The organism is Phycisphaerae bacterium (genome assembly GCA_018003015.1).
GTDB lineage: Bacteria > Planctomycetota > Phycisphaerae > UBA1845 > PWPN01 > JAGNEZ01.
This window is the reverse complement of sequence record JAGNEZ010000046.1, coordinates 1-17,266: the sequence shown is the minus strand read 5'-3', so window position 1 is coordinate 17,266 and position 17,266 is coordinate 1. Positions and strand designations below refer to the sequence as shown.

The 17,266-nt window shown below is 63.0% G+C and carries 13 protein-coding genes; 6 read left to right on the top strand and 7 right to left on the bottom strand.

The features are described 5' to 3' along the window. The first annotated feature begins 37 nt into the window (after positions 1-37). The 4 genes from groL to KA354_17690 all read left to right on the top strand — a co-directional run bounded on the left by groL (position 38) and on the right by KA354_17690 (position 7,211). Positions 38-1,669, top strand: a complete 1,632-nt coding sequence (gene groL, locus KA354_17705) for a chaperonin GroEL (GenBank protein MBP7936478.1) — start codon at positions 38-40, stop codon at positions 1,667-1,669. A 253-nt stretch (positions 1,670-1,922) separates the two neighbouring features. Beyond that, complete coding sequence (locus tag KA354_17700; GenBank protein ID MBP7936477.1) at positions 1,923-2,741, top strand: IclR family transcriptional regulator; 819 nt, start codon at positions 1,923-1,925, stop codon at positions 2,739-2,741. A gap of 55 nt (positions 2,742-2,796) precedes the next feature. After that, on the top strand, positions 2,797-5,355 hold the full coding sequence (locus tag KA354_17695; GenBank protein MBP7936476.1) for a hypothetical protein: 2,559 nt from the start codon (positions 2,797-2,799) through the stop codon (positions 5,353-5,355). Further along, positions 5,352-7,211 (top strand): c-type cytochrome, encoded by a 1,860-nt coding sequence (locus tag KA354_17690; protein MBP7936475.1) that lies wholly within the window; start codon positions 5,352-5,354, stop codon positions 7,209-7,211. Before KA354_17695 ends, KA354_17690 begins: the two co-directional genes overlap by 4 nt. A gap of 72 nt (positions 7,212-7,283) precedes the next feature. Here the strand turns inward: KA354_17690 and KA354_17685 are convergent, their stop codons facing one another. Continuing rightward, positions 7,284-7,664 carry a hypothetical protein gene (locus tag KA354_17685; protein ID MBP7936474.1) on the bottom strand — a complete coding sequence of 127 codons (381 nt, stop codon included), beginning with the start codon at positions 7,662-7,664 and terminating at the stop codon, positions 7,284-7,286. 376 nt (positions 7,665-8,040) lie between these two features. On the opposite strand from KA354_17685, the gene KA354_17680 reads away from it, so the two are divergent. Further along, entirely contained in the window at positions 8,041-9,393 is a 1,353-nt protein-coding gene (locus KA354_17680) for a DUF4434 domain-containing protein (GenBank protein ID MBP7936473.1), read from the top strand. Between the two features lie 65 nt (positions 9,394-9,458). On the opposite strand, the gene KA354_17675 is transcribed toward KA354_17680, so the two are convergent. From KA354_17675 to KA354_17660, 4 genes are all read right to left on the bottom strand, one after another. Then, complete coding sequence (locus KA354_17675) at positions 9,459-10,415, bottom strand: DMT family transporter (GenBank protein MBP7936472.1); 957 nt, start codon at positions 10,413-10,415, stop codon at positions 9,459-9,461. Between the two features lie 237 nt (positions 10,416-10,652). Beyond that, the gene (locus tag KA354_17670; GenBank protein ID MBP7936471.1) at positions 10,653-12,065 is read right to left on the bottom strand and encodes a Gfo/Idh/MocA family oxidoreductase; all 1,413 of its coding nucleotides are present in this window, start codon (positions 12,063-12,065) and stop codon (positions 10,653-10,655) included. 283 nt (positions 12,066-12,348) lie between these two features. After that, the gene (locus KA354_17665; protein MBP7936470.1) at positions 12,349-12,657 is read right to left on the bottom strand and encodes a flagellar biosynthesis anti-sigma factor FlgM; all 309 of its coding nucleotides are present in this window, start codon (positions 12,655-12,657) and stop codon (positions 12,349-12,351) included. A gap of 397 nt (positions 12,658-13,054) precedes the next feature. Next, on the bottom strand, positions 13,055-13,234 hold the full coding sequence (locus KA354_17660; protein MBP7936469.1) for a hypothetical protein: 180 nt from the start codon (positions 13,232-13,234) through the stop codon (positions 13,055-13,057). A gap of 566 nt (positions 13,235-13,800) precedes the next feature. Here KA354_17660 and KA354_17655 point away from each other — a divergent pair. Next, positions 13,801-14,289 carry a peptide chain release factor-like protein gene (locus tag KA354_17655; GenBank protein MBP7936468.1) on the top strand — a complete coding sequence of 163 codons (489 nt, stop codon included), beginning with the start codon at positions 13,801-13,803 and terminating at the stop codon, positions 14,287-14,289. A 35-nt stretch (positions 14,290-14,324) separates the two neighbouring features. Here KA354_17655 and KA354_17650 read toward each other — a convergent pair whose 3' ends face one another. Next, a complete protein-coding gene (locus tag KA354_17650; protein ID MBP7936467.1) occupies positions 14,325-14,810 on the bottom strand; it encodes a hypothetical protein in 486 nt (161 codons plus the stop codon). A gap of 214 nt (positions 14,811-15,024) precedes the next feature. Then, positions 15,025-17,103: a DUF4382 domain-containing protein gene (locus tag KA354_17645; GenBank protein ID MBP7936466.1), complete on the bottom strand. Its 2,079-nt coding sequence runs from the start codon at positions 17,101-17,103 to the stop codon at positions 15,025-15,027. Between the last annotated feature and the right edge of the window lie 163 nt (positions 17,104-17,266).

Here is a 17,266-nt window from a genome sequence, read left to right as displayed (position 1 = left end):
GCGTTCAAATCAAGACTAATCCATGGAGTGAAGATCTATGGCAGCGAAGAAAATCGCATTCGAAATGGAAGCCCGCGAGGCCATCCGACGGGGCGTCAAACAACTGGCCAGAGCCGTCAAGGTGACCCTGGGACCTTGCGGCCGTAACGTCATTCTGGAAAAGTCCTTCGGTTCACCCACAGTGACCAAGGACGGAGTCAGTGTGGCCAAAGAAATCGAACTTGAGGACGCCTACGAGAATATGGGCGCCCAGATGGTCAAAGAGGTCGCCAGCAAGACCTCCACTGCGGCCGGTGACGGCACGACCACGGCCACCATCTACGCCGAGGCCATCTATGATGAGGGCCTCAAGAATGTGGCCGCCGGCGCCAACGCCATGGAGCTCAAACGCGGCATCGAGGCCGGAGTCAACGCCGTTGTCGACGAGCTGACCAAGATGGCGACCAACGTCAAGGACACCGCCCAAATCGCCCAGGTCGGCACCTGCGCCGCCAACCAGGACGCCCACATCGGCAAGAAGATCGCCGAGGCCATGGACAAGGTCGGCAAGGACGGCGTCATCACCGTCGAGGAGGGCAAGGGCCTCGAGACCACCGTCGAATTGGTCGAGGGCATGCAGTTCGATAAGGGCTACCTGTCACCCCACTTCGTCAATAACTTCGAGTCGATGGAAGTCGTGCTGGACAAGCCCTACATCCTCATCCATGAGAAGAAACTCAGCGCCATCAAGGACCTCATCCCGCTGCTCGAGAAAGTCGCCAAGGCCGGCCGCCCCTTGCTGGTCATCGCCGAAGAGGTCGAGGGCGAGGCCCTGGCTACCCTGGTGGTCAACAAACTCCGTGGCACCCTGCAGGTGGCCGCAGTCAAGGCCCCCGGCTTCGGTGATCGCCGCAAGGCCATGCTCGATGATATCGCCATCCTGACCGGCGGCCGGGCCATCTTCGAGGACCTGGGCATCAACCTGGAGTCCGTGGACATCAAGGATCTCGGCCAGGCCAAGAAGGTCACCATCGACAAGGACAACACCACCATCATCGAGGGCGCCGGCTCACCCAACGCCATCAAGGGCCGAATCCAGCAGATCAAGAACGAGATCGAGACCACGACCAGCGACTACGACCGCGAGAAACTCGAGGAACGCCTCGCCAAGCTGGCCGGCGGAGTCGCCCAGATCAACGTCGGGGCGGCCACCGAGGTCGAAATGAAGGAACGCAAGGCCCTGGTCGAGGACGCCATGCACGCGTGCCGGGCGGCGGTCGAGGAAGGCATCCTTCCGGGCGGCGGCGTCGCCCCCCTGCGCTGCCTGGCGGCCCTCGATGCCTGCGCCAAGAAGCTCAAGGGCGATCAGAAGACCGGCGTGGACATCGTTCGCCGGGCCCTCACCGCCCCGATCAAGCAGATCGCCGAGAACGCGGGCCTCGACGGCTCGATCGTCTGCCAGAAGGTGCTCGAAGGCGGCGACAAGAACTTCGGTTACAACGCCCTGACCGGCGAGTACGGCGACCTGATCAAGATGGGCGTGCTCGTACCCAAGAAGGTCGAACGTATCGCCCTGCAGAACGCGGCCTCCGTCGCCGCCCTGCTCCTGACCACCGATGCGGCCGTCAGCGAAATCAAAGAAGAGAAGAAGCCCGCCGGCGGCCCGCCCGGCGGAATGCCCCCCTATTGACGAAACCGGTCTGAAAGATCGAACCGACCAGGTTGACTCAGCCCGTCGACCAACCAAGCGTCCGGAAGGCACCCCCTTCCGGACGCTTTCTTCATGAGAGCCAAACCGGCAGCCGGGCCTCGGTGATCCGCGATCAGTCCCTTGGCAGGGCGATCAGAGGCGGCGGGACTCGACACGACTTGCCTCAGCGCAAGCGATTGTTATACTGAGGGAACGACGTTTTGCAGGTGTTACAAAAGAGGACCCTCGCCCGATGTCCGAGCGATTCTACGACGTGCCGGCCGCGCGGAAGGTCATCAGACTGATCGAGCTGCTGTGCGAATCGCCGCAGCCGATGGGCGTCTCTGAGATCAGCCAGCGGCTGGAACTGAACAAGAACATGGTCTTCCGGTTGGTTCGAACATTGAGCGACCTCGGGTGGATCGTGGCCGACAACGACAACGCCCTCAAGTACCGGATGACCCTGCAGCCGTTTCAGCACACGAGTAAGCCTCTGAGCCGGCTGAATGTGCGGGTCGCCGCGGCAGAACCGCTTCGCCATCTGTGGGAAGCCACGCAGCAGAGCTGCTACCTCTGCATCCTCGACCAGCGGCGAGCACTGTGCATCGAGCATCTCGACGCTACCGGCGATCTTCGGTTCGCGGCCCGGGTTGGCGGCCATTACTACCTGCACGCCAGCGCGCCGGGCAAGGTACTGCTGGCCTATTCGGGAGACGACCTTCTTCGGCAGTTGGGTAAGGTGGACCTTCCCGCACGTACCCCGAAAACCATCACCGACAAGCGTGCGTTGAAGGAACACCTGGCGGCCGTGGCGGCGGCCGGGTATGCCGTCGACGATATGGAGAATGTCGACGGCGTGATTTGCCTGGCCGTACCCATTTTCGGTTCCGATGACAAACTCGTGGGAACGCTGGGGCTGTCTTCGTTAACGTTCAACTACTCGACATCGCAACTGATCAAAGAGCTCGGGCCACTCGTGATGGAGGCCGGTCGAGCCACATCGAGAACGATGGGCGCCTCCGAGGAGCGAATGACGGTTGGCACAGGATTCGTTGCTGTGGGCACGGATTGACGGTCTATCGCGAGCGTGCAAGCAGGACCATTGAGGACCTGCGAACGAGGGCATCATGATGAAACCAAGGGCCACCGGCTTCACATCGCGCGGTCTGCGGACACTCGCCGCCTGGTTCTGGATCAGCCATGCTTCGCTGGCGATCGTGCCGACGGCGGAGGCAAATCCATGCCCTTATCCAACCATCGACCTTCCGGCTTCGCCCACCTACGAGGATACGCTGCAATGGGCGTTCGCCTGGGAACGGGAGACGTGGGCACGCATTGCACCCAATGACCCGATCTCGCCGGTGGCACTGAACAAACCGGCGTTGCCCGGCGGCCGACCGTACTGGCCCGCACTGGTCCACATGAGTCCGGTCGACCGGGCATTGAGGCAAATGCAGGATCTGCTGGAACGACTGGCGGACAAAGGTGTGGTGGTGGCGAGCGAACACGAGGAACTGGAGAGGCTGCGGTGTAAGGCCCAGGCTTCGACCGCCGGAGGCCTGGGCAACCAGGACAGTGCCTCCGCCGAACGGGTCTACCGGGAAGTCCGCATGGCCAAACGCCGGCTCCTGCTGCGCGATCCGGACCTAAACTGCCTGACGCGGATCCTCTTCGTCAAGAGATTCCCTTACGAGCCGTCGCACAACTACACCGACATCATGGACAGCCCCCTCAAGGGCGGAGGCGGCGTCTTCATCCTCGACATGCCGCGTAGCGATGGTCGGTTGGAGCCCTCCTTGGCCAAGACGACCCTGTTGTTCGACGCGGGCAACGGCATCGCTCGTGATCCCGTGGCCGACTTCGATGCCCAGACGATCTTCTTCGCCTATCGCCCGCCGGGCTCCAAAGGAGAGGTGTACTGGCATCTGATGAGCATGAAGGCCGATGGCACCGATCCCAAGGAGCTGACGAGCGGACGTTTCCACGACTACTATCCCTGCCCGCTGCCCGACGGCGGGCTGACCTTCGTGAGCACGCGCATAAGCTGCCGCTTCCTGTGCTTCATCCCGATGGCCTTCACGCTGCACCGCTCGAACGCCGACGGCGGCAACATCGAGACGCTGTCCTACTCGAATATCAGCGAGTGGGGACCGTCGATCATGAGCGACGGCCGGATCCTGTGGACCCACTCGGAGTATCAAGACAAGGGCGCCAACTTCGGGCATACGCTCTGGGCGATCCGCCCGGACGGCACCCAGCCCGAGCTGGTGTACGGCAACGACACCCGCAACTGCATGATGAACGGCTACGAGATTCCCGAGACCGGCGAAATCTCGTGCGTGATGGTCTCCCACTTCGGCGACTTCAACGGACCCATCGCCCTGATCAATCCCGAGGACGGGCAGTTCAACAAGGACGCGGTCACCAACATCACGCCGGACGTGGCCTACGGCTACGACGGCCACTGGGGTTCGTTCGGCAACAAGATCGGCAGCTACCCGGACCGCCGCTGCTTCCGCGACCCAATTCCCATCTCGCGCGACTACCTGCTGGTCAGCCACTCGCCCTCCGGCGACTGGAACAGCCCGTCGCATCGGTTCGGCTTGTACCTGATCGATCGATACGGCAACCGCGAGCTGCTCTACCTCGATCTCGACATCGGCAGCATGGCTCCGACCCCGCTTCGCCCTCGGCCCCGCCCGCCGGTCATCGCTTCGGTCCTGCCCGGCCGGCAGCCACGCGTCTCGGCCTCAACGTCGGAACAACCTCCGACCGGCCAGTTCATCCTCACCGACGTGTACCAGGGGCTCACGCCGCCCATGCCGCGCGGCGCGGTCAAGCACCTGCGCATCTGCGAGGAACTGAAGTCCCTGGCCCAGGTCCGATCCGACGGCAAGCTCCGCGAGGAGTACGAGCAGTTCACCGATTTCTACGCCTCGCCCATCTTCCACCGCTCCAATTCGCCGAACGCCGGCCAGACGGATGTGGTCGGACCGTGCGGCTGGACGACCTACGTAGCCAAGGGCGTCGAGGGACTCGTCCCGGTCGAGCCGGACGGATCGGCCCGGTTTACCGCCCCGGCCCGCAAGGTACTCTACTTCCAGGCATTGGACGAGAATCTCAACGAGCTCCAGCGCATGCGCAGCGTCGTCCAGTTGCAGCCGGGCGAAACGCGATCCTGCATCGGCTGCCACGAGAGTCGCAACGATGTTCCGGACAACCGGCGACTGGCGGCCATGAAGACGCCCCCGCATTCGCCGCAGCCGCCGCCCTGGGGATCGGGCCCGTTCTCGTATGAGAAGGTCGTGCAGGCCGTTCTTGACATGCGTTGCGCGAGTTGCCACAACGCCCGCCACGAAAAGGGTATCGATCTGACCGGCACCCGGGACGCGAACAAGGTCCCGGCCTCCTACCGAACGCTGATCACCAAGGGACTGGTCAACTACGCCAACTGCGGCTGGGGCGAGTACCATGACCGGACGGTGCCCATGACCATCGGCACGGTGAAGAGCCGCGTCATCGACGTATTGAACAAAGGCCATCACGATGTGCGCCTGAGCCGCGACGAGATGCACGCCCTGAAATGCTGGATCGACCTGAATTGCCCGCTCTGGGCCGACTATCAGGACCGCACACAGCGACAGTACCCGACGACGCAGACCGCCTGGATGGAGACGAAGCGATGACCTGTGTTTCGCTCGGCTTCTCGAAGCTGCGTCGTTGGCTCGCATGCCTGCCGGCCCTGGGCTTGCTGTTCTTCTCGGCGGCCTTCTGTCATGCCGATGCGCTCTCCCCCACCGCCGTTGTCGCCGATGCATCGGGCAAGACGCTCTATGTGGCCGCATCTACCGCCAGCCGCTTACTCATTGTGGATCCGAAGGCCGGAAGCGTTACGGCTACCATCACCTTGCCGCTGAACCCATCAGGACTGGTTGTGTCGGCCGATGGCAAGTATCTCTACGTCACCGGCGACGCCCCCAACGGCCAGTTGTTCGTCATCGACTTGACGACCAGGCAGGTCCTTCACTCCATCCCAGCAGGTCACACGCCGATGTCGCCCGTGCTCGGCCCGCGTGGCGACATACTGTTCCTATGCGAGCGATTCACCAACAAGGTCACGGTGATCGATCTGGCGCAGCGTCAGGTCGCGCCCGAAATCCCGGTGAAGCGGGAGCCCGTCGCCTGCGGCCTGACGCCGGACGGTGCCCTGCTGTTCGTGGCCAACCACCTGCCCGCCGGCACCGCCGACCAGGATGTCATCTCCGCGGAAGTTGAAGTCATCGATACGTCCGCACGCAAGGTGGTCACCTCGATCCCGCTGCCCAACGGTTCGTCGAGCCTCCGCGGGCTCGACGTGTCGCCCGACGGCCGGTACGTCTACGTGACCCACCTGCTGAGCCGCTACACGATGCCGCCCACGCAGTTGGAGCGTGGGTGGATGAACACCAACGCAGTGAGCATCATCGACGTCGCCGCCCGCACACTGCTCACCACCGTGCTGCTGGACGACCTGGCTCGGGGAGCGGCTAACCCGTGGGCCGTCGCCTGCACCGCGGACGGCCGACTGCTCTGCCTCACCCATGCCGGCACGCACGAAGTCAGCATCATCGACCGTCTCGGACTGCATAGGAAGATCGATCAGATCATCCGGCACGAATACGCCGCCGACCCGGGGCTGTCCGTTGAGAAGATCCCCAACACGCTGGCTTTCCTCGGCACGCTGCGCACGCGAAGAGCCTTGGGAATCCACGGCCCCCGCGGCCTCGCCATCGCCGGTTCGACCCTGCACGTCACCGGCTACTTCAGCGACAACCTGGAGACGATCGACCTGGCCTCGCCGACGATCACCGGCGGTCGAATCACCACCCTGGGGCCAACGGCCACACCGAACACCATCCGCCGGGGTGAACTCCTGTTCAACGACGCCGGCCTGTGTCTCCAGCAATGGCAGAGCTGCGCGAGTTGTCATCCCGACGCCCGAGCCGACGGTCTGAACTGGGACCTCACCAACGATGGGCTGGGCAACCCGAAGAACACCAGGAGCCTGCTCGCGTCTCACCGAACGCCGCCCGTCATGAGCCTGGCAGTCCGCGAGACGGCCGAAATGGCAGTGCGATCCGGCCTGCGGTTCATTCAGTTCGCCCACTGCTCCGAGGACGACGCCCGGGCCATCGACGAGTACCTCAAATCGCTCGCCCCGGTCGCAAGCCCATACCGGCATCAAGGCGAATGGTCCGACGCCGCCAAACGGGGTGAGAAGCTCTTCGCGGACACCGGCTGCGCAGCCTGCCATTCCGGCCCGCAGTCAACCGACCTGAAGAGCTACGATGTCGGAACGGGAACGAGTGCGGATCAGGACAAGCTCCTGGACACCCCCACTCTGCTCGAATGTTGGCGCACCGCCCCCTACCTGCACGACGGCCGAGCGGCCACGCTGTTCGACGTCCTCAAGACCTGCAATCCCAACAATCGCCATGGCCGCACGACCAACCTCACCGACCAGCAGTTGTGGGATCTGGAGGAATACATTCTCTCGCAGTGAGCCTCGCACCACGCGAACGAAGGATCGACAAATCGGAGGAGTATTCCGTTCAAAACCGTCCCGTGACCTCGTCTACCAGGGAGTCACCCTGCCCCAACGGGGCAGCGGCTCGCCCTTGGCGCGGACCGCCTCCGCCGCCCGAAACAACTCATCCAGCGAACCCTCAATGGCCGGCTGCGACTCGCCGTTCAGGTAGACCCGAATCAGCACCTGTCTGGCTTTCGTTGCATCCTGCCCGGGCTCGACCCGCCAGGTGGACCCGATGTGCCGCACGGAACCGCCACCGGTCAGCTCCAGCAGCGTCGCCTTCTGCCCCTGCGGGATATGTTGAACGACGGAACTGTTTTTGCCCGGGGCATATCGATGTGGCAGGATGAATCCGTCGAGGCAACCGAAACGGTCGATCTGCGCGAGACGCGTTCCCGAACACACGACCAGAACAGCGGAACTCAACAGACCGCACCTGAGCATGGATCCTACGGCCTTCGAATGCACAAGACCGTCGCCGCACCAAACGGCGTTTCGCCGGATGATACACGCCGTCCGACTACTCATGCCAGCGTGGAGCACTACCGCCCTCTCGCCCGGGCGCAAGTCTCGGCCGACGCCCGCCACACAGTCGCGCCGGCACGTAGCGCTTGCATTCGGACGGATCATCCGTGGCAGCGTTCGCCAGCGGCAAACAAGGTCATTGGCGCCTACGGTTGATCCAGACGAGGCGAACTGAAACCAAGCTGGTTGCGACGGGAGACGGCGATACAATGCCAGCGCACCCGCCGAGTGCGTAGCCCGGCGTAAATCAGATGCCACACCTTGAATGAGGCATGTCATGACGCTCAGCTTGCCGCTTCTCGTCGTGATGCATGTTTTCGCGTACGGGGCCGCCGATTCAACCTCGCCACCGGCCATCGCCCTGACGGTCATCCCGCCTTCGCCGGTGACCGACCGAATCACGCTGGACGTGCGTGGAGCCGTGCGGAACCTGACGAGCGAACCACGCACGTACGATGTGGCCGTCTACCTCGACCGGGAGGAGCCGGGGGCACTGCTACACCAAGCACGGTCGGAGGCGGCCCCGGGCGAGGCCAAAGGCCTCCGGCTGCGATGGCCGACCAGGGAACGGGCCGGAAGGCATCGCATTCTGCTCGTGGCCAAGGCCGGCGATCAGACGCTCCGAGATGAGTGCCCGCTGGAGATCCTGGCTACCGGGCAGCGGTCGACGCGCCGGTTGGGCGGGGCCTGGGTAGACATCTATCACCACGACCCCCAGACCGGGGCCGCCTTCACCAGCGAACTCGGCAAGATGACCGACGACCAGTGGCGCGAGATGGTCTGGGCCATGCACGACGTCGATCAGAACATCCTGGTCATCACCATGATGTTCCAGAACTTCACGCACCGGGGCAAGCACAAGATCGAAACCGAGGGTTACCAGGGAAAGGCCTACTATCCCTCGCGGCTGTTCCCCGGACGCATGCCGATTGCCTCGCCGGACCCCTTGGAGGCAATCCTCTCCCAGGCCGACCGCTTGGGGATGCAGGTCATGCCCGGTGTGGGCTGCTATGCCTTCTTCGACTTCACGCCGGGCGCCCTGCGATGGTGCAAACAGGTGGCCGACGAGCTATGGCAGCGCTACGGCCATCATCCGTCGTTCTACGGCTGGTACGTCAGCGCGGAGAAAGAGGGCGGCCTGGGCGACGCCGAGGAACGCGACGAAATCGCCGGCTTCTTCCGCGAGTTCACGCCCTACGTGCGCCGGCTGGCACCGGACAAGCCGGTGATGCTGGCGCCTAACTGCTTCAATCTGCGCGGGGCCGAGGAGGCCTACAAGAAGTTGCTTGCTAACGTGGACATTCTCTGTCCCTTCGGCTACCACCGCATGCCGCCCAACGATCTGCGGGGCGAGGAGGCCGCCACTCTCATGCAGTCACTTTGCGACGAGGCCGGCTGCCATCTCTGGATGGACGTGGAGAGTTTCGACTTCGCCAAGAGCGGCGCACTGGTCCCCCGGCCGATCGACGGTCTGATCAGCGATTTCACCCGGTTCCCCAATTTCGAGAAGATCCTCCATTATGAGTTCCCCGGCATGATGAGCGGCCCAGAAATGTCACGCCAGCCGGGCGGCCCCGCGAGCGTGAAGCTCTATAAGGATTATCAAAAGTACCTCAAGACACTGCGGTAAGGCTTAGGCAAGCGCCGATTCGCACGCGCGGCCAAGGGAACGCAAGTCGACACGTCATCGCTGTGCTACGGCCGCGGAGCCCGGCACTCCTCTTGCCACTCATTGCTTTCCTTCCGTTTCGCGATGAGTATGGAGACCGCCACGCTCAAAATGATCAGGGGCCCGCCAACAAGTGTGGGTTTCGGCACCTGCTCGCCAACGATGAGGTAAGTGAAGATGGGGTTCAGAACCGTTTCAAGGAGCACGATCAAGGCTGCCCGATGGGCTTGTATGTGCTTGAGTGCCCACGAAAACAGGACGTAGGGGCCGGTGAACTGAAAGACGCTGAGCATGACGAGCAGACCGATCGTTGCCGCGCCGGTGGGCAGACCACCGGACCAGATTAGCATCGGACTCAAGAGCAGAGCGGAGCCCAGGCAGTTGATGCACACCACGACCGCCGAATCTACCCGTCGCAAACCACGCATCATCACCGTCAGCGTCCCGTAGCCCCAGCCGCTGATCAGGGCGATCAGAAGACTGGACAGGTCCGCGGATCCGTGGCCGACGACGATGACCACCACGCCACCCATGGCCAGCAGAAGCGCGGCCGACTCGCCCAAGGTCGGTCGTTCGTGCAGGAACAGGGCGGAGAGCAAGAAGACCCAGACCGCTGAGGTGTTCTGCAGAATGATCGCGTTGGCGGCCGCCGTCCGGGCGGTGGCCACCACGAAGCAGACGGTCATGACGGCAAACGCCACCACGCAAGCCGCCATCCAGACGCGCGAGCCATGCCGAAGGGTATCGCGGCGCCGCCAGGCCATGGGCAGCAGCAGCAAGCCGCCAATCATCGACCGGGAAACCGCAATGGCCGCCCCGGACGTGCTCTCCACGTGCCCGCCGACCCCGCTGAGTAGCTTGATCAGCGGCCCGCCCAGACTCCACAGGGCAACCGTGACAACGAGCACAACGACCGCAAGCCATGGCTGGCCTGCAGCGGTAACGCCGGAAATGTCGCATGCACGATCAGCCGTCTGGGCCATCACACCCCCTGCTCGTGCAACCGCGGGGAAGCCCGGCCACACAGACCACCGGATACCCCTTCCTGCACACCGACAGACAGAGGGACAGGCACCATCATGGTACCCGTCCCTCTGTCGCTGTCGTCCGTCCGGCGCCGGCAGGCAGGACCGCTCGCGGGAACACGGGTTTCTGACGGGGGCTCGCCCCTTGCCCCGGCAGAGGGCCCGCTCGCTGGCGGCCGGAGTATCGTCCGTCGCTTACAGTTCCCAGCCCGCGCGATACTCACGCTTCAGGAACTTGTTCGCCTCGGCGATGTTGGTCACCTTCATGTTCGGGCCGTCCCACTCGAGCTTCTGGCCGTGGAACCGCATCGCCACGCATCCGAGAACAACCGTCTCGGTCAGCGGACCGGCATAACCGAAGTTGGACAAGGTCTTGCCCTTACCCTTGCAGGCGTCGGTCCATTCCTTGTTGTGCCATTCATCGCCGCCCACAATCTCGATTGTCCCGTCTTTCTTCTCGTTCTTGAGACGCGGCAGCGTGGGCGTCGGTGGCTTGTAGCCTTCAAAATCCTTCTTGGGCAGGAGCTGGAAGTCCGCGCCGTAGTCGTTCGGCGAGAACAAAGTGCCCTTCTCGCCCACCAGTAAGGAGCCGCTGTCCGACAGCTTGAGACCCTGCGCATATCGCTTGATTTCGTCCAAAGCCTTGGGCGGCTTGTTGTTGCCGCCATCGTACCAGTTCCACTTCAGCGCGGGCAAATCGCCGCGGGCCGGGAACTCGTAGCGAATGATGCTCCAGGTCGGATACGAATCATCGTTGAAATCATCCGAAACCTCAGCGATGACGCTCGTCGGATACCCAAGCTTGCAGGCCATGAACGCCATGTTCGCGGTGTGGCAGGCCATGTCGCCCAGCGCACCGGTGCCGAAATCCCACCAGCCGCGCCAGTTAAAGGTGTGATAGGCCCCATCGACATAGGGCCGTTCCGGTGCGGTCCCCAGCCATAGATCCCAGTCCAGCTCCGCGGGCACCGGATCCGTCTTGGCCTTCCGCTTCTGGCCCTGCGGCCAGACCGGCCGATTGGTCCAGACGTGCACCTCCTTGATCTTGCCAATGGCCCCCGACCAGATCACCTCAACCGCAGTCCGCAGGCCGGGCTCAGAGGTGCCCTGGTTGCCCATCTGGGTCACCACGCCGTACTTCTTGGCGGCTTCGGTCAGGGCTCGGGCTTCGTGGACGTCGTGGCACAGCGGCTTCTGGCAATAGACGTGCTTGCCCATCTTCATCGCCATCATCGCGGCCACGGCATGCTGGTGGTCAGGGGTCGACACGGTCACCGCATCGATCTCCTTGTGCATTTCGTCCAGCATCTTGCGGAAGTCCTGGTAGAACTTCGCCTTGGGATGATTCTTCATGATCCCCGCGGCCTGACGCTTGTCCACGTCGCAAACCGCAACGATGTTGTCCCTTCTCCCCGCGTTGGAGATATCACCGCCACCCTTGCCGCCAGCCCCGATGCCAGCTACGTTGAGTTTCTCGTTCGCCGACACTTTGCGAGGCTTGGCACCCATCTGCAGCGCCTGGACGGCACCGCCACCCAGAATCCAAATTCCCGCTCCGGCGTAGGTGGTGTGCCGGAGGAAGTCACGACGCGTCGTACCGTTGGCCATTGCTATCTCCTTTGCATGGGGGCAGGATGACGTAAAAAAGTCCATGCGTCCCGACCCCAGGGCCGGGATTCCAACCCATTAGCGTACCCTTCTTCGCCCGCAAGAGCAACACGCAACCACGTACCGCAAGGCCACGGCCACCAGCGTCACCCCGTATCCCAAGAGACCACCTGATCGATGACACCAGGAAAACACAAGCCCGCGACCGATCCAACAGTCGCGGGCTCGTCAGAAGACTACGCCGGGGCTCATGCCCCTTAACTCGGAATGAATACCGTGGCTCCTAGGCCACTTGTGAGGACAGCAACGCCTCCATCAGCCGGCTCGCGGCAATCGAGAGCTTCTCCTCGGTCAGATACGTTCCATCAGCGATCTGTTGGCGAACCTGAGCCACTTTCTCGGTCCGGATGCCCACCTCGCCGTCCAGGCTGCTGAGCATCTGCCCCATCGCCGAGATCTCAACCTGATCCACCGGCTCGGCGTAAGTCTCGGGCGCTTCCGCAGTCCCCGACGGCCGATCCGATCGCGTGGCGCCGCTGGGAGGAACGCCTGCCAGCCGCCCGTTGCCCTGAAGTGAACTAATGTCGTTCATAGTGAATCACCCGCCCGGTCCCTGCCTCGCCAGCGTTTCCAACTACCAGCAGCCTGGCAACCGGCCCTATCCTACCGCAACTACACGCCGACCGGCCGTTCGTCGCCCTTCGACGTCCTGGAAGCGCAGAGAGCCTTCACTCTCCCAATCGGGCATCATCCGTGAAGCTCCGAATCGGTATACGGGTGAATCTACCACCAGGACGGTCAGAAGGGCCGGTCCATCGGCCCGCTCTCGCACTGCTTTCGCACTATCCCTGTTATCGACCTGAGCCTACCGCATTCTTGAGAGAATCGGGTTTCCGGACGGAAACGCGTCTTATAAGGGGGGTCCATATGGGGTCTCCCGGCAGGGTCGACCCTAGATATCGGACCTCCGGGCGGGGCCAGACACCCTATCAGGCCACCAGAGCCGGCTCCATCTCAGCTCGCTCCAACCGCCAGGAACGCTCCCGAGCTAGCTCCCGGAGCTGCTCAAGATAAGCCCGCAAATCCTGCTCCTCGAAGTCGGCAAGAAACTCAGAGCGGGCAGTCGGATTGAGCATGCGGATCTGGTCAATCAGTTCGCGTTTGGTCATAGGTACAACCCGCCTCGAAAGGCACCTTCCTTCATTCCATACAGACCAGGGGATGAACTGGCGGATGGTCTTATCGACCGAGCACCAGAGATTCCTTTAAACTCTTTCTGAAGCTAAAGTTGCGCTTTGGGGCGCAGTTTCCGCGCTCTGCTCCAAAAGCGCAAAAAAACGCCCGCGCTTAGGGGAGGTTAGAGTCGCGGAGAGCGCGGGCGAAAGGGAATGGCTCATTACACCGTCGCCGAACTCACATCTCGAGCAGCGACTGATACAGGATCACGATCCGAGACAGGTGCTTTCAATGTCCATCGGTATCCCAGGCGACAACCGCACGCGACGGTAGACATAAACGCCCAAAACACCTCCGCTGACCTGTTCTACTATAAGGTTATACACGCGATCTGTCCATACAGTTTACACCATTTTTCGGGGCTAGACCACTTTTTCCGGACAATTTGTCGCGGCCTGGTATAATCCTCCGCGTCTCAAGCGAGGCATCGACCGTGAAGCCCCCGGACAACAACACCCCTGAGCCTGCCCTCCCCCTTCCCGGGCGGGCCTGGCTCCTCCTGGCCGATCACCAACTGCTCGCCCAGTGCGAAATCGACACCTTTCGGGCCAGCGGGCCGGGGGGACAGAAACGCAACAAGACCTCGTCCGCCGTCCGAGTCCGCCACCAGCCGACTAACCTCATCGTCACCGCCACGGAGAGCCGCTCCCAACATGAGAATCGGACCAGAGCAGTGAAACGACTGCGCGAGGCTTTGGCCCTCACCCAACGAAATCCCATCGATCAGCAGGCAGGCCCACCACCATTTCTGGCCAGTGTGCTCCAGCAAAACCCCGGCCTGCGTATCAGCCCACGGCACGAGGACTACTTCCTTGTCATCCAGTACCTCCTGGACCTGATCCTCGCTTGCCGCGGCAGTGTGGGCGACGCGGCCGAACGGCTGGCCATCTCAACTGGACAACTCGTGCGTTTCCTCAAGCAGGATGACAAGCTCTGGGCACAGACCAACCGCTTGCGGAGCGGCTTGGGGCTTCACATGCTGACCTGAGCGGGCAGGCCAGACCCGACCTTCATTCACCCGGGTCAATCCTCGAGGAACGTATCGTTCACCTCGACGCGGGTGTAGAAGCCGGCCACGGAATCATCGATGTAGATGAAGGTAATCGTATCGCCGCACGAAAAAACTTGATCCTGCACGAGCCAGGGACCATTGTCACTGGCCTTGGTCGTGCTGGCCGTCAGATATAGATCGGCGTGATCAGTCGTGATGGTGCCGATGTCGGCGCAGTTGAAAACCAGCGTCACCGTCTCTCCCGCCGCGACGGCTGGGGTGACGGCCACATGATTGACGCTGGCGAGCAACTCGCCGTCATATCCGATGCTCTGACTGGGCGATACGTACAAGCGGGGGTCCAGTGAGTAAGCCCCGTAATTGACCAGTTCAACGGTGACCGGGTCGGTGTTGGTGGTGTCCGGAATCAGACTGGCACAGTCCGCGCCCAGGCTGCCCACCACCACGGTACAGAGCACGAACGGCAGCCAATTTCCTACCAGGCGTTGGTTACTCATCTTCACATTCTCCTGATTAGCAGCGGTCTCACGGCAAGGGTACCCGCGGCAGCCTGGCGTATTGTAGCAGACAGGGAGGCTTTGGTCCAAACCCGCTCCAACCTCCTGCGAGCCTCCACTCTCAGGGGCATCCCGGACCCCCGCATCCCGCCCCCCGGACCGCCAGCCACCACCGCGGCGCAGCCCGAAGTAGGCGTGCTCCCCAGGGCGAAGGTCAAGGCACCATGCGAACGCTGTCACGGCCACGGACCAGGAAGCCATCCCACGTGAGCGCACCAAGGGTGCATTCCGTGGTGCCGCCATCCAAGGGCAAGGTGCTCGTCTCCAGGTGCACAACCAGGTCGGCATCGCCGTCGGCGTCAACATCCTCCATGCTCGCCATGGGTGTCAGCCCGCCCTTGCCACGCATCTTGACGAATCCGCTGAAGAGCCCGCCGTCGCAGCTCACGGTGACAGGGTCGATCGTCGCCGCATCGAACCCCTCGTCGGTGAGAAACGCCACCGGCAGGCTACCCTTGGACTTGAGATTGATGTTGTTGGGCTCCTCACCCGGCTTGATGTCGATGCGAACCTCATCCACGCTGACGGTGACGGCCGTCGTGGCCGTGTCGCTCAGGCCTGCAGGATCGGTGACGGTCAGGGACACCTGTGTGGATCCGATCGGGAAGGACCACGACAGCTGGGCCGCGGCGCCAATCTCCTGCTCCCCGATCCGCCATGAGTAGAGGAGCGAGTCGCCGTCGGGATCGTGAGATCCGCTGCCGTTCAGCACGACCACGGCCCCATCCCACGAGGTGTCACGAACGGCATAGGGCCCGCCTGCGTTGGCCACGGGCGGCGAACTCAGAGCCGGCCCGAACGCCTGGATCTCCGAGACCGAGTACAGATGCGTGCCGCTGGTCGCCGCCCCCGAGAACTTCAGTCGGTCAGTCACTATCGGGCTCGGCAGCACGTAGCGCCCGGTCGTGTCGCGAGGATCGGGGCGAGATTCCATCCCGTACGCGTAGACGTCTCCTCGGGGAACGCTCCAGGCGACCACCCACGCCTCCACGTCGAGATCCCAGTAGGAAAGCACGTGAGATTCCGTGCTGTTGGCTTGAACCACGAAGCTGTCGATCGGCCGCGGTCCGCCCAGATCCACGGTCAGATACTGGCCGTTGATGAAGCCGCCGACCATCACCCACCAGACCGTGTTCCGATCCCACACCGTCCGCCGTGGCAGAAAAACGTCGTCAACCACCGTCTGAGCATCACTCGCCGTCCCACTGTGGTACTCGGTGGAGAAGAACGTGCCGTGGAGCGTGACCGGCGCGTGCAGAGCATGATTGACCTCACCGAGCAAGCCGCCGGCTAGCGTCCGTGCAGCGGTTGGGGCAACGCTCGACATGGGCTGCAGGGTCACGCTCTCGGCCTCGGTCGCCTGGCCCGCCTGCACCGACACGGAACCGACTTCGGTGTCCTCATATCCGTCGGCCGTGAACTCCAGGCGGTAGGTGCCCGCGGGTAGTCCGACCAGGGTAAACGTCCCATCCTCATCGGTGACCGAGCTGGAGACCTCGACATCCTGGTCAAAAACGGTAACAGCGACTGCTGGGATTGGAAAACCGTTTGGATCTTCGACGCAGCCGGAGATGCTGGCCGCCTGATCGAGGCAAACCACGCGGCAGGCTAGCGACGGAGTGAACCGGAACCCGACGATCTCGGCCGGGTGCTTCACTGCCCCGCCCGGAACCGGCGAGAAAGCCCGGCTCAGATCCACGTCCAGCAGAAGAGCGACTTCCTCGCCGGCCTCGATCGCGAAAACACAGCGCAACTTGATGCCTGTCTGCTCACCACTGGGAACGTCAAGTGCGAAAACGCGCCCGTCACGGAGGCGAATCTCACCCTCCACGACCGTCACCCGGATCTGCGAGTACTGACCGGGCGCCAGCCTGGCCTCGGCCAGAACATCGACACGGCCGTTCTGCAGGCTGAGAAGATCGAAGCTCCTGCCACTCGCCGACTCGAACACGGTGACGAATCCGCCACCCGCCTCATCCTCTTCACCGCTCGCGTCCTCGTCCTCGCCGGCATTGCCGGCCGGTCGCACCTCCACACGCGTGACCGTGACTATCGCCTGCTCGACATACTCGAAGGGGAAGGGCTTGTCGGTGATCAAGACCTTGAGCGTACCCGAAGCGCCATCCGCGCCGATCGGCACAACACCATTGCACCCGCCCGGGGAACTGCCCGCCATCATCGGCGAGATTATGACCAGAGCAAGAACGATGAGAATCACGCGGCTGGAGCACATCTTCCCACTCCTGCGAGTGTACTGCGCCGCGGCCGACCCCAGGGCCAGCGCACATTAAACTCCTGTTCCGGTAATCACTTGCATGAGGAACTGGTTGTTCCAGCCCGCGATGCGGCTCTTGCACTTGATGCTATCCTTCGACGCGTGACGCTTCAGGAGGCTG

Excerpts from the sequence above, each read along its gene's own strand:
- groL (MBP7936478.1), top strand. The coding sequence starts at position 38 with ATGGCAGCGAAGAAAATCGCATTCGAAATGGAAGCCCGCGAGGCCATC.
- KA354_17700 (MBP7936477.1), top strand. The coding sequence starts at position 1,923 with ATGTCCGAGCGATTCTACGACGTGCCGGCCGCGCGGAAGGTCATCAGA.
- KA354_17695 (MBP7936476.1), top strand. The coding sequence starts at position 2,797 with ATGATGAAACCAAGGGCCACCGGCTTCACATCGCGCGGTCTGCGGACA.
- KA354_17690 (MBP7936475.1), top strand. The coding sequence starts at position 5,352 with ATGACCTGTGTTTCGCTCGGCTTCTCGAAGCTGCGTCGTTGGCTCGCA.
- KA354_17680 (MBP7936473.1), top strand. The coding sequence starts at position 8,041 with ATGACGCTCAGCTTGCCGCTTCTCGTCGTGATGCATGTTTTCGCGTAC.
- KA354_17675 (MBP7936472.1), bottom strand. The coding sequence starts at position 10,415 with ATGGCCCAGACGGCTGATCGTGCATGCGACATTTCCGGCGTTACCGCT.
- KA354_17670 (MBP7936471.1), bottom strand. The coding sequence starts at position 12,065 with ATGGCCAACGGTACGACGCGTCGTGACTTCCTCCGGCACACCACCTAC.
- KA354_17665 (MBP7936470.1), bottom strand. The coding sequence starts at position 12,657 with ATGAACGACATTAGTTCACTTCAGGGCAACGGGCGGCTGGCAGGCGTT.
- KA354_17660 (MBP7936469.1), bottom strand. The coding sequence starts at position 13,234 with ATGACCAAACGCGAACTGATTGACCAGATCCGCATGCTCAATCCGACT.
- KA354_17650 (MBP7936467.1), bottom strand. The coding sequence starts at position 14,810 with ATGAGTAACCAACGCCTGGTAGGAAATTGGCTGCCGTTCGTGCTCTGT.
- KA354_17645 (MBP7936466.1), bottom strand. The coding sequence starts at position 17,103 with ATGTGCTCCAGCCGCGTGATTCTCATCGTTCTTGCTCTGGTCATAATC.